The organism is Streptomyces filamentosus (assembly GCF_014654895.1).
In the GTDB taxonomy this organism is placed as follows: Bacteria; Actinomycetota; Actinomycetes; order Streptomycetales; family Streptomycetaceae; genus Streptomyces; species Streptomyces filamentosus.
Genome location: NZ_BNBE01000005.1, coordinates 49463 through 61760, shown reverse-complemented (window position 1 = coordinate 61760; position 12298 = coordinate 49463). Strand labels below are relative to the sequence as shown.

At 75.4% G+C, this 12298-nt stretch carries 9 protein-coding genes; 4 read left to right on the top strand and 5 right to left on the bottom strand.

Annotated elements, in window-relative coordinates:
* Positions 1-116: 116 nt before the first annotated feature.
* From IE326_RS39770 to IE326_RS39760, 3 genes are all read left to right on the top strand, one after another.
* Positions 117-896 (top strand): GntR family transcriptional regulator, encoded by a 780-nt coding sequence (locus tag IE326_RS39770; RefSeq protein WP_190045104.1) that lies wholly within the window; start codon positions 117-119, stop codon positions 894-896.
* Between the two features lie 211 nt (positions 897-1107).
* The gene (locus IE326_RS39765) at positions 1108-2196 is read left to right on the top strand and encodes an adenosine deaminase (RefSeq protein WP_190045103.1); all 1089 of its coding nucleotides are present in this window, start codon (positions 1108-1110) and stop codon (positions 2194-2196) included.
* Positions 2197-2251: 55 nt separating this feature from the next.
* Positions 2252-2905, top strand: coding sequence for a GntR family transcriptional regulator (locus tag IE326_RS39760; RefSeq protein WP_150235125.1), 654 nt, complete (start codon positions 2252-2254; stop codon positions 2903-2905).
* A 34-nt stretch (positions 2906-2939) separates the two neighbouring features.
* Here IE326_RS39760 and IE326_RS39755 read toward each other — a convergent pair whose 3' ends face one another.
* Genes IE326_RS39755 through IE326_RS39740 form a run of 4 tightly spaced genes read right to left on the bottom strand, consistent with a single transcriptional unit; the run spans position 2940 to position 8104 of the window.
* Positions 2940-3884 carry a S66 peptidase family protein gene (locus IE326_RS39755; RefSeq protein WP_190045102.1) on the bottom strand — a complete coding sequence of 315 codons (945 nt, stop codon included), beginning with the start codon at positions 3882-3884 and terminating at the stop codon, positions 2940-2942.
* On the bottom strand, positions 3881-5881 hold the full coding sequence (locus IE326_RS39750) for a S9 family peptidase (protein ID WP_190045101.1): 2001 nt from the start codon (positions 5879-5881) through the stop codon (positions 3881-3883). Before IE326_RS39750 ends, IE326_RS39755 begins: the two co-directional genes overlap by 4 nt.
* 26 nt (positions 5882-5907) lie before the next feature.
* Positions 5908-7278, bottom strand: coding sequence for a M20/M25/M40 family metallo-hydrolase (locus IE326_RS39745; RefSeq protein WP_190045100.1), 1371 nt, complete (start codon positions 7276-7278; stop codon positions 5908-5910).
* Positions 7271-8104, bottom strand: a complete 834-nt coding sequence (locus tag IE326_RS39740) for a M55 family metallopeptidase (RefSeq protein ID WP_150235133.1) — start codon at positions 8102-8104, stop codon at positions 7271-7273. The genes IE326_RS39745 and IE326_RS39740 overlap by 8 nt, the downstream gene beginning before the upstream one ends.
* A gap of 354 nt (positions 8105-8458) precedes the next feature.
* Here IE326_RS39740 and IE326_RS39735 point away from each other — a divergent pair, with 354 nt between their 5' ends.
* On the top strand, positions 8459-9661 hold the full coding sequence (locus tag IE326_RS39735; protein WP_373310413.1) for a hypothetical protein: 1203 nt from the start codon (positions 8459-8461) through the stop codon (positions 9659-9661).
* Positions 9662-9673: 12 nt separating this feature from the next.
* Here the strand turns inward: IE326_RS39735 and IE326_RS39730 are convergent, their stop codons facing one another.
* Positions 9674-12187 (bottom strand): MFS transporter, encoded by a 2514-nt coding sequence (locus IE326_RS39730; protein ID WP_190045099.1) that lies wholly within the window; start codon positions 12185-12187, stop codon positions 9674-9676.
* Between the last annotated feature and the right edge of the window lie 111 nt (positions 12188-12298).

Genomic DNA, 12298 nt, shown 5'->3' with positions numbered 1-12298 from the left:
GCACCAGAATGGGGGGACCGGCGGGTCCGCGAGACGGTGGACGGCTCCGTCCGGGTGACTTGTCAGACAACCAGGGGCGGCTACGGTGGTGGCCGGACGACGGACGAGGAGGGGCCTTGGCGGTCAGCGGGCACCGGCGGCGACCCGTGGTCGCGCTCTACGAGCGGATCGCGGACGCCGTCCACGACGGCACCTACCCGCCCGGCTCCACCCTCCCCTCCGAGCCGAAGCTCGCCGCCGAACTGGGCGTGAGCCGGCCGGCCCTGCGCGAGGCGCTGCTGCTGCTCCAGGAGGACGGGCTGCTCACCGTGCGCCGGGGAGTGGGCCGGACGGTGAACGCCCGCCCGCCGCACCGGGGCTTCGAGCACGTCCAGCCGCTGGAGGAGCTGATCGGCGGGGGCACGGGCCCGCGCGTGCGGGCCCTGCTGCGCACCCTGGAGGAGCCCACCGACTTCACCACCCAGCACCTGCTGGCCCCGGCCCGCGCCGAGCTGCGCTTCTGGGAGTCGGTGCTGGCCGGCGAGGCGGGCCCGGCGGCGCTCTGCCACGAGTGGGCGGCGGCCGACGAGGTCCTGGACCGCGTCCATCCCGCCTTCGCCCGCGCGCTGCGGGAGTGCGGGACCCCGGCGGGGGGCGCCCCCCCGGGACCGGCCGGCGACGCCGTGTCGATGCTCTCGGTGCTGCTCGGGGCCTCGCGGGAGGTCGCCCTGCACGCCCGCAGCGGCATCACCGCCACCCTGCTCGGGCGCCGCAGGGGCGAGCAGCTGGACCGCCCCGCGGACACCCCGGCGGTCCTGGTCACCCAGGTGGTGCGGGTCGGGGACGTCCCCGTCCTGGCCGCCAAGCACATGCTGCCCACCGGCGCCCCCGCCCTGCCGGTCCTCCAGTCCCACTGACCCCGGCGCCCGCCGGACCCCGCGCCCCGGACCGCCGGGCCGGGGCGGACGCGGGCCTCCGCCCTCGGAGCCGTACGGGAAGATCCAGCGGGGGTCCGCGCGGGGAAGACCCGGCGGAGGGGATCCGGCGGAGGGGATCCGGCGGGAGTCCGCACGGAGAAAATCCGGCGGGGGGTTCCGCGCGGCGCGGGATCACGTACACTTCCCCGCCATGCACTTGTCTGACAACCCTGCCACGTCCGCCCGGCCCGCCGTCTCCGACTGGATCCGCCGCGCCCCGAAGGCCGTCCTCCACGACCACCTCGACGGCGGGCTGCGCCCGGCCACCATCGTCGAGCTGGCCCGGGAGTGCGGCTACACCGCACTGCCGACCGAGGACCCGGCCGAGCTCGCGGTCTGGTTCCGGGACGCCGCCGACTCCGGCTCGCTGGAGCGCTACCTGGAGACCTTCGCCCACACCTGCGCGGTGATGCAGACCCGGGAGGCGCTGCTGCGGATCGCGGCCGAGTGCGCCGAGGACCTGGCGGCCGACGGGGTCGTCTACGCCGAGGTCCGCTACGCCCCCGAGCAGCACCTGGAGGCCGGGCTGACCCTCGACGAGGTCGTCGAGGCGGTCAACGAGGGCTTCCGCGAGGGCGAGCGCCGCACCGGCGGCCGGATCACCGTCCGCGCGCTGCTCACCGGCATGCGGCACACCGACCGCTCCCTGGAGATCGCCGAACTGACCGTCGCCCACCGCGACAACGGCGTCGCGGGCTTCGACATCGCCGGCGGCGAGATCGGCAACCCGCCCGCCCGCCACCTGGCCGCCTTCCAGCACCTCAAGCGGGAGAACTGCCACTTCACCATCCACGCGGGCGAGGCCGTCGGCGCCGAGTCGATCCACGAGGCGGTGCAGGTCTGCGGCACCGAGCGGATCGGGCACGGCGTGCGGATCACCGACGACATCGCCGAGGACGGCACGCTCGGCCGGCTCGCCGCGTACGTCCGCGACAACCGGATCGCCCTGGAGGTCTGCCCCACCTCCAACCTCCAGACCGGCGCCGCCAAGGACTACGCCTCGCACCCGATCGACGAGCTGCGCCGCCTCGGCTTCCGGGTCACCCTCAACACCGACAACCGCCTCGTCTCCGGCACCACCATGAGCGAGGAGTTCCAGCACATGGCGGACGCCTTCGGGTACGGCCCCGAGGTCTTCGAGGAGTTCACGGTCGCCGCCCTGGAGGCAGCGTTCCTGCCGCTGCCGGAGCGCCTGCGGCTGATCGAGGACGTCGTGCGCCCCGGGTACGCGGCGCTCTGACCTGCCGGGGAGGGAGGGCGGCGCCCGCCGCCCTCCCGGTGGGAGAATGGCGGCCATGACAGCTGCTGAGGAGTTCAGGCCCGAGTCGGAGCGGATCACGCGCACCCTGCGCGACCAGATCATCGACGGGACGCGGGCCCCCGGCAGCAGGCTGGTCGAGCGGGAGATCGCGGCCGAGCTGGACGTGAGCCGCCTCCCGGTCCGCGACGCCCTGCGGGACCTGGTCAACGAGGGGCTCGTGACGCCCCGGCCGCGCACCTGGGCGGTGGTCCGAGAGTTCACCAACTCCGACATCACCGACCTCATCGAGGTCCGGTCCGCCCTGGAGGTCCTGGCCTTCCGCCTCGCGGCCCAGCGCCGCACCCGCGCGGGCCTCGCCAAGCTGCGCGCCGACCTGGACGCCGAGCAGTCGGCGGCGGCGCGGGGCGACGGGGCGGAGGCGCGTCGGGCCGCCGCCGACTTCCACGAGACCGTCACCGAGCTCGCCGACAACGCCCTGCTGACCGAGCTGGAGGGCACCCTGCGGAGCCGGATGCGCTGGCTGCTGGGCCAGCACGACGACTTCACCGTGGTGGCCGAGGAGCACGAGGAGCTCTACCGGCGCATCGAGGCCCGGGACGTGGCCGGCGTCGAGGAACTGGCCCTGCGCCACCTGGAGACCAGCCAGAGCAAGGCGACGGAACACCGGCGGAAGCTGGCGTCGGAGTAGCGGCGGGGGCGGTGGCGGGGGCGGCCGGGGCGGGTCAGACCAGGGCGGGGACGTCGAAGGCGAGCGTGCCCGCGTCGGCGTCGAGGACCGCGGGGACGCCGAGCGGCACGGTGGGCGCGGCGGGGTCGTGGCCGAAGCCCAGCCCCTCCAGGACCGGCACGCCGAGGCCGCCGAAGCGGTCGGCGAGGAGCGCGCGGACCTCCTCGTACGGCCCGCACTCCTCCCAGGAGCCGAGGACGATCCCGGCGACGCCGTCGAGCCAGCCGGAGCGCAGCAGCTGGGTGAAGATCCGGTCGAGGCGGTACGGCTCCTCCCCCACGTCCTCCAGGAGGAGCAGCCCGCCGCGGGCGGAGGGCCGGGCGTGCGGGGTGCCGAGGTCGGCGGCGAGCAGGCTGGCGCAGCCGCCGAGGGTGACGCCGGCGGCCCGGCCCGGCACCAGGGCCCGCGCGGTCGCCGCTCCCGGCGCGCGGACCCTCTCCGGCTCGAAGAGGGTGGACCGCAGGGACTCGCGGGTGCGGGGCTCCGTGAGGAAGGCGGCCGTGGCGATCATCGGTCCGTGCAGGGTGGCGAAACCGGCGCGGACGGCGAAGGCCTCGTGCAGGGCGGTGACGTCGCTGTAGCCGACGAAGGGCTTGGGTCCGGCCGCGCGGACCGCCGCCCAGTCGACCAGGTCCACCATGCGCTGGGCGCCGTAGCCGCCGCGCGCGCAGATCACGGCGGCGACGGCCGGGTCGGCGTACGTCTCCGTGAGGTCGCGGGCCCGGGCCGCGTCCGCGCCCGCGAGGTGGCCGAGGGCCGGGTGGGCGTCGAGGACGTGCGGGGCGACGACCGGTTCGAGGCCCCAGCCGCGCAGCAGGTCGAGGCCCGGCCGGAGCCGCTCCTCGGGGACGGGGCCGCTGGGGGCGACCACGGCGATCCGGTCGCCGGGGCGCAGCCGCGCGGGCCGGGCGAGCGCCGGGACGGCGGGGGCGGTGGTCACGTGCGCAGCTCCAGGGCCGGGACGTCGGGCCGGTCGAAGCCGAAGACCCTCGCGTAGAGGGAGAGTTCGGCCTCCAGGGCGCGGATCATGGTGTCGGCGGCACGGAAGCCGTGGCCCTCGCCGGGGAAGAAGAGGGCGGCGTGCGGGACGCCCCGGCCGGCGACGCGGGCGAGGAACCGTTCGGCCTGGACGGGCGGGCAGATGACGTCGTCGAGGCCCTGGAGGAGGAGGAAGGGCGCGGTGATCCGGTCGACGTGCTCGATCGGGGAGCGCTCCTCGTACCGCTCGGGCACCTCGTCGAGCGGGCCGACGAGGCCGTCGAGGTAGCGGGACTCGAAGTCGTGGGTCTCGTCGGTGGCCCAGCCCTTGAGGTCGAGGACGGGGTAGACGATCGTGCCGCAGGCGTAGACGTCCGTGTGGACGAGGGAGGCGGCGCTGGTCCAGCCGCCGGCGCTGCCGCCGCGGATCGCGAGGCGGGCGGGGTCGGCGGTGCCCTCGGCGGCGAGGGCGCGGGCGACGGCGGCGCAGTCCTCGACGTCCACGACGCCCCACCGGCCGCGCAGCCGCTCGCGGTAGGCGCGGCCGTAGCCGGTGGAGCCGCCGTAGTCGACGTCGGCGACGCCGATGCCGCGCGAGGTGAAGTAGGCGGTCTCCAGGTCGAGGGCGAGCGGGAAGTGGCCGGTGGGGCCGCCGTGGGCGCGGATGACGTAGGGCGGGAGCTCGCCCTCGGGGCCGGTGAAGGCGGGGTTGCGGGGCGGGTGGACGTGGGCGTGGATCTCCCGGCCGCCGGGTCCGGTGAAGATGCGGACGACGGGCTCGGGGTAGTGGGCGGGGTCGACGCGGTCGGTGTGCGGGGAGCCGACGACGCGGGTGCGGCCGGTGCGGGTGTCGAGTTCGACGACCTCGTGGCGGCGGCCGGGTCCGGCGGCGACGCCGAGGACGCGGGTGCCGTGGACGGCGAGGGTGGGGGTCCAGACGGTCCAGGGGCCGGAGGCGTCGGCGAGGACGCCGGTCTCGGGGTCGAGTATGCCGAGGACGGCGTCGCCGCGGCCGTGGAGGACGGCCACGGGACCGGTCTCCAGGGCCCGGAACCAGGTGAGCCCGGTCTGCCAGAGCGGTCCGGCGAACTCCTCCTCGCGGGGGCAGAGCGGCCGGGCCGGGCCGGGGGTGCCGTCGTCGGCGAGCTCGGCGCGGTAGAGGTTCCACCAGCCGGTGCGGTCGCTGCTGAAGAGGAGCCGGCCCGCGGCGTCCCAGTCGGCCTGCGGCACCGACTCCTCCGGTCCGCCGGCGACCGTCCGGGCGCGGGCGAAGGTGCCCTCGGGGGTGATGTCGGCGAGGACGGCCTCGGTGCCGTCCCAGGGCATCAGGGGGTGGTCCCAGCCGATCCAGACGGCCCGGCGGCCGTCGGGGGAGATCCGGGGCCCGGTGACGAACCGGTGGCGCCCGTCGGAGAGTTCGCGCACCGCCGTCCGGTCCTCGGCGGCGGAGCCGTCGAGGGGGACGGCGGCGAGCACCCGGCGGACGTCGGTGGGCGCGGGCCCGGTGAACTCCTCCAGGACGCACCAGACCTCGCCCCGCTCGGGCAGCAGCACCGGGTCGGCCCAGCGCAGTCCGCCGCCCACCGGGGAGACGGGGGTGAGCGGCCGGGGCTCCGCGCCGGGTCCCGCGTCGGGCTCGTGGGCGTAGAGCCGCTGGTCGGGGAAGTGGCAGAAGACCAGCAGGGGGCCGGTGCCGGGCCGTTCGACGGCGGCCCAGGGTCGGCCGCCGTACTCGACGACCCGGCTGCGGACGTTCCACGGCGGGGGCAGGACGGTCTCCTCGGTGCCGTCGGCGCGCCGCCGGACCAGGGTCCGGCGGCCGCCCTCGGTGGGCCGGGGCGCGGTCCACCACACCTCGTCCCCGACGGTGCCGAGTCCGTCGGGTCGTCCGTCGTCGGCCGCCGCCAGCGCGGCGGTGACGGGTGACGGCCAGCTGCCGTGGGCGGCCGTTGTCTGCATCCTCTGCTCCCCCGGGTCCGGTGGTCCTACGCGGTCTTCAGGTAGTGGTCGAGCACCCGCACGCCGAAGTGGAGGGCGTCGACGGGGACGCGCTCGTCGACGCCGTGGAACAGCGCCCCGTAGTCCATGCCCGGGGGCAGCCGCACCGGCGAGAAGCCGTAGCCGGTGATGCCCAGGCGGGAGAACTGCTTGGCGTCGGTGCCGCCGGACATGGTGAAGGGCAGGGCGCGGGCGCCCGGGTCGAAGCGCTCGACGGCGGCCCTCAGCTTGGCGAAGGTCGGGGAGTCGACGGGCGCTTCGAGCGGCACCTCGCGGTGGTGGAACTCCCAGTCCACGTCCGGGCCGGTGAGCCGGTCCATGGTGGCGGCGAACTCCTCCTCGGTGCCGGGCAGCATGCGTCCGTCGACGTAGGCGACGGCCTGGCCGGGGATGACGTTGCACTTGTACCCGGCCTGGAGCATCGTCGGGTTGGCGCTGTTGCGGACGGTGGCCTCGACGAGGGCGGCGGCCGGTCCGAGCTTGTCGAGGAGGAGCGGCACGTCGAGGTCGCGGGCGTGGGCGTCGATCTCGATGCCGTGCAGGGCGGCCAGCTCGGTGAGGGCCGCGCGGACGGTGGCGGTGAGCCGGATCGGCCAGTCGTGGGCGCCGATGCGGGCGACGGCGGCGGCGAGCCGGGTCACCGCGTTGCTGTCGTTGACCTTCGAGCCGTGGCCGGCCCGGCCCCGGGCGGTGAGCTTGAGCCAGGCGGTGCCCCGCTCCCCGGCGCCGATGGGGTAGAGGGTCATGCCGGGCTGGGCGTGGAAGCTGAAGGCCCCGGACTCGCTGATGCCCTCGGTGCAGCCCTCGAAGAGGGCGGCGTGGCGGTCGGCGAGGAAGCCGGAGCCGTCCTCGGCGCTGTCCTCCTCGTCGGCGGTGTAGGCGAGGACGATGTCGCGGCGCGGCCGGACGCCCTGGCGGGCCCAGGAGCGGACGGTGGCGAGGACCATCGCGTCCATGTTCTTCATGTCGACGGCGCCGCGGCCCCAGACGACGTCGTCGCGGACCTCGCCGGAGAAGGGGTGGACGGTCCATTCGGACGGGTCGGCGGGGACGACGTCGAGGTGGCCGTGGACGAGGAGCGCCGGGGCGTCCGGGTCGGTGCCGGGGATGCGGGCGACGACGTTGGTCCGGCCGGGGGTGCGCTCCAGGAGGGTCGGCTCGATACCGGCGTCGGCGAGCCGTTCGGCGACGTACTCGGCGGCGGGGCGCTCGCGGCAGTCGCCGCCGCCCCGGTTGGTGGTGTCGATCCGGATGAGGTCGGAGGTGAGGGCGACGACCTCGTCGAGGGCCCTCTGGTCCGGCCCCGCGGCGGGTGCGTCCGGGGCGGACGGGTCTGCGGGGGTCGTGCTGCTAGCCATACTGCTCCTCCACGGCGGCCGACACGATGGTCGTCACCGCCTTGAACGTGCGAATCGCCTCGTACATCGTCGCGCTGGTGTACGCGACGCGCCGCTCGCCGCTCCGCGCCACGCCGGGAACCACCGTGGCGGCGGCGCCCAGGTGCTCGGCGTCGAACTCGACCTCGACGGTGTGCGGGCCGGCGTGGACCGGGTCGTGGCGGACCGCGAGGGCGGCGGCCTCGCGGGCGGCGGCCCGGATGTCGGCGGCGGTGCGGGCGGGGGTGCGGCACACCGCCGCGTACCGGGAGACGTGGTCCTTGACCGCGACCTTGAGGGCCTCGGGGGCGTAGCCGAGGGCGTCCTCGCAGGTGAGGTCGTCGCCGGTGACGAGGACAACGGGGACGCCGTACTCGGCGACCACGTGCGCGTTGAGCACGCCCTCGCTCGCCCTCAGGCCGTTCAGCCAGACCCCGGTGATCGAGTTGGCGAGGTAGGTGTGGGCGAGGACGCCCTCGGCGCCGGCGCCGGTGTGGTAGCCGACGAAGGCGATGCCGTCGACGTCACCGTGCTGGACGCCCTCCACCATGGACAGCGACTTGTGCCGTCCCGTCAGCATCTGGACGCGGTCGTCGAGCCGCTCCAGGAGCAGGTTCCGCATCGTCCAGTGCGCCTCGTTCACCAGCACCTCGTCGGCGCCGCCGTCGAGGAAGCCGAGCGCCGCCGCGTTCACGTCCGAGGTGAACATCGGCCGGCAGCGCTCCCACTGGGGCGTGCCGGGCAGCACGTCGGCGGGCCAGGTCACGCCGGTGGCGCCCTCCATGTCGGCGCTGATGAGGATCTTCATGTCTGGCACCGTACGCGTCGTCCGGCGACGGGACCACCCCTGTGGACAACCGTCGTCGGCATGGACCTCTGGCACCGGGGAGCGGACGTTTCCGGCCCCCCGGGGCCGTTCCGCAAAGCCCCGCGGACCGGTCCCGGACCTGCGGTGCGGCGCGTCCCGCGCCGGGCCCGGCCGGGCTCCGGCGGGCGTCGACGGGCTCCGGTTGCCACCGGCGGGCACCGACAGGCACCGACAGGCACCGACAGGCACCGGCGAACTCCGCGTGCGGACTTCCCAATCAGGCCAAACCTCGCCAAGGGGCACGTATAGGCTGTCGGCCGCAGTTGTCCCGCCCGACCGACCGGAGTGCACTCGGTGACCATCGCCCTCGATCCGTCCGACACCACCCCCGACACCCCCGACACCCCCGGCACCACCGCCGCGCCCGCCCCCGAGCCGGAGGAGAACTTCTGGGTCCCCGAGCCGGCCGCGCCCTCCGAGGAGACCGGAAGGGCCGAAGAGATCGAGGAGATCACGGAGGCCGAGGAGACCGCCGGGGCCGAGGAGGTCGACCCCGCCGACCACGACCCGGTCGTCGTCCAGGACGCGCGGGACTTCGGGGTGTACGCCAGGACCGGCGGCTGGACCTTCGCGCTGAAGGTGGCGCGCAGCGTGCGGCCCGGCGGGCAGCCGGCCGAGGGCACGGCGGCGCGGAAGGTGTCGGCGCGGGCGTTCGCCGCGCTCGCGGGGTGCTCGCCGGAGCGCGTGATGCGCCACTACAAGGCGTGGGACATGGCGGCCGACGACGGTCTGGTTCCGCAGTTCGAGGTGCTGGAGCCGGGCGCGGACATCGAGCTGCCGGACGCGGACGTGTGGCTGTCGTACTACACCTCCCGCAACAGCGCGTCCTCGGTGCGCGGCCAGGCGATCAGCGCGGCGGCCGAGGCGGAGGGCATCCGGCCGACGAAGGCGCTGGAGGTGGCGGAGAACCCGACGGCGCTGCGGGCCGCGATCCTCGCCGACCCGGGGACGGCGGAGGCGGCGCGCGGGGCGCTGCTCGACCGGATGAGGGAGGACCCGGCGCTCCAGACGGAGATGGCGCGGGCCATCGCCCGCACCGACGACCTGAAGAAGGCCGTGGCGAGCGAGGCGAAGGTCGCCGACCGGGTCGGCTACGTCCGGCAGATCGTGGAGAGCGGTCAGGTCAGGACGCCCGCCGGGCAGACCGTGGAGGCGCCGCCCGAGGTGCGCGCGGAGGCCGAGCGGCACCTGTCGCTGATCGACGAGCTGGACGACTCGGAGGAGGCCGGCGAGTGGGCCGGCGAGGCGTACGAGTCGGTGAAGGGGCTCGTCGCCAGGGCCGTCGAGGAGAACCCCGAGCTGCGCGTCCAGGAGCGCAGGACCCGCTTCTACAGCTCCCTCCAGAAGGCCACGAAGGTCTTCGAGGAGCTGACCCTCGACGAGGTGATGGAGGAGGAGATCTACGAGGAGGACATGCTCCAGCGCCTCGAAGCCCTCCAGGAGGCGATCGGCAGCTGCATCGCCGCCCTGCGCAAGGCCGCGCCGACCGCCCCCTGAGGCTCCGGCCGGTCAGTCCTGGTGGCCGAGCTGGAGGTCGCGTTCGGTGCGGCCTCCGCCGGCCACCTGGAGGACGGTGGCGACGGGCGGGTAGCCGGCGGCGATGACGGTGTACTCGCCGGAGGACAGGTCGACGAAGCGGAAGGTGCCGTCGGGGCCGGTGGTGAGGGTGTCGACGACGTTCCCGGCCGCGTCGAGGAGGGTGACGCGGGCGTCCTCCACCGGGCGGCCCCCGCCCGCCCTGACCGTGCCCCGGAGCACCGCCCCTCCGGCCAGTTCGATGTCCTGGCGGGTCTCGCGGGAGGACTGGACGCTGACCGGGACGGCGGCGGGCCGGAAGGCGGGGGCGCTGGCGGCGAGCGTGTACTCGCCCGCGACCAGCTCGCTGATCACGTACCCGCCCTCGCGTCCGCTGCGGGTGGAGGCGACGACCTCGCCGCGCACGTCGGTGAGGGTGACGGCGGCGTCCCGGACGGGGGTGCCGTCGGCGGTGAGGACGCTGCCGGCGAGGCGTCCGGCGCCGCCGAGGACGACGTCGAGCTCGACGGGCCGGTCACCGACGGTGACGGAGACGGCCTGCGGCTGGTGGCCGCCCGCGGCGGCGATGAGCACGTACGCCCCGCCGCCGGGCACGCTGAGCGCGTAGCGGCCGTCCTCGCCGCTGGCGCCGCGGCCGATCTGGCGCCCGCCGACGTCGATGAGGGTGAGCGCGGCGCGCGGGACGCGGCTGCCGTCGTGGTGCCGGACGGTGCCGCAGACGGGCAGTCCGCCGTGGTGCGGGGCGACGGACGCCTGCGCGGGCGCGGGGGCCGCGTGGCGGGCGTGCGGCACGGCCTGCGCGCCGGTGTCGTGCGCGGGGTCGTGGGGAGGGCCGTACGCGGGGTCGCGAGGGGCGGCGTAGGGGATGTCGGTGGCCTCGGTGGCGGGGGTGTGGTGGGACACCAGCGGTTTCTCCTTGAGGAAGAAGGCGAGGACGAGGCCGAGCACGAGGACCGGCACGAGGTAGAGGAAGATGCGCGGCATGGCGTCCGCGTACGCCTGGACGTAGAGGTCGCGCAGGGCGGGCGGCAGGGCGTGGACCGTCTGCGGGGTGATCGCATCGGCGGGCGGCAGGGCGGCGCCCGCGCCCTGGACGGCGGGGAGCCGGTCGGCGAGGGCGTCGTCGAGGCGGGCCGCGAAGACGGTGCCGAAGATCGCCGCACCGACGCTGCCGCCGATCTGGCGGAAGTAGTTGTGGGCGCTGGTGGCGGTGCCGAGGTCGGCGGGGCGGACGGAGTTCTGCACGGCGAGGATGAGCACCGGCATGATCAGGCCGATGCCGGTGCCGAGCACGGCCTGCCAGAGGCTGTGGGTGAGGCGGGGCGTGCCGGTGTCCATGCGGGAGAGCAGCGCCATGCCGACGGCGGCGAGGGCGGCGCCGATCACCGGGTACGGCTTGTAGCGGCCGGTGCGGCTGATGAGCTGGCCGGAGACGACGGAGGCGACGACGATCCCGCCCATGAGCGGGAGCATGAGGAGCCCGGACTCGGTGGCGGTGGCGCCCTCGACCATCTGGAGGAAGCTCGGCAGGTAACTGGCGGCGCCGAAGAGGGCGATGCCGACGACGGCGCCGACGAGCGCGGTGACGCCGAAGACGGAGTCGCGGAACAGCCGCAGTGGGATGAGGGGTTCGGGAGCGAAGTGCTCGACGACCAGGAAGAGCAGGGTGGTTCCGGCGGCGCCGCAGCCGAGGGCGATGATGACCCGGTCGCCCCACGCGTACTCGGTCCCGCCCCAACTGGTCAGCAGGACCAGGCAGGTGGAGGCGGCGGCGAGGAGGAGGGTGCCGAGGACGTCGAAGCGGCCGCGGGCCTTCGGCTTGGGCAGCTTGAGGACGACGGCGACGACGGCGAGGGTGACGAGCCCGAAGGGCACGTTGAAGTAGAAGCACCAGCGCCAGGAGACGTGGTCGGTGAAGAAGCCGCCGAGGAGCGGTCCGGCGACGGAGGCGAGGCCGAAGGCGGCGCCGATCAGGCCCATGTAGCGGCCGCGTTCGCGGGACGGGACGATGTCGGCGATGATCGCCTGGACGCCGATCATCAGGCCGCCGGCGCCGGCGCCCTGGAGGGCGCGGAAGGCGATGAGCTGGTCCATGCTGCGGGACCAGCCGGCGAGTCCCGAGCCGATGACGAAGACGACGATGGCGAAGAGGAAGACGCTCTTGCGGCCGAGGAGGTCGCCGAGCTTGCCGTAGACGGGCAGGCCGATGGTGGAGGTCAGCAGGTAGGCGGTGATCGCCCAGGACATCCGGTCCAGGCCCTGGAGTTCGCCGACGATCTTCGGCAGGGCGGTGGCGACGATCATCTGCTCCAGCGCGGCGAGGAGCAGCGCGAGCATCAGGCCGAAGAAGACGAGCCGGACGCGGCGGGGGTCGAGCGGGGTCTCGGCCGGGGGTGACGGCGGGGTTCCGGCGGGCGGTTCGGCCCCGGGGGGCGCCGCGGCCCCCTCGGCGCCCTCGGCGTCCTTCACCAGCGTGATCGCGCCCATGCGCGGCTCCCCTCGTCACGGCTTCGTCCCGGCTCGGAGGCGGCCTCGGCCCGGAGGCGCCCGCGGGGACGCGCCATTCTTCGCATCGGGCGCGAAGCGGGAGCAAGTCGG

Bases quoted from the DNA above. Each gene is read 5' to 3' on its own strand.
- IE326_RS39730 (WP_190045099.1), bottom strand. From the start codon at position 12,187: ATGGGCGCGATCACGCTGGTGAAGGACGCCGAGGGCGCCGAGGGGGCC.
- IE326_RS39765 (WP_190045103.1), top strand. From the start codon at position 1,108: ATGCACTTGTCTGACAACCCTGCCACGTCCGCCCGGCCCGCCGTCTCC.
- IE326_RS39750 (WP_190045101.1), bottom strand. From the start codon at position 5,881: ATGCAGACAACGGCCGCCCACGGCAGCTGGCCGTCACCCGTCACCGCC.
- IE326_RS39745 (WP_190045100.1), bottom strand. From the start codon at position 7,278: ATGGCTAGCAGCACGACCCCCGCAGACCCGTCCGCCCCGGACGCACCC.
- IE326_RS39760 (WP_150235125.1), top strand. From the start codon at position 2,252: ATGACAGCTGCTGAGGAGTTCAGGCCCGAGTCGGAGCGGATCACGCGC.
- IE326_RS39740 (WP_150235133.1), bottom strand. From the start codon at position 8,104: ATGAAGATCCTCATCAGCGCCGACATGGAGGGCGCCACCGGCGTGACC.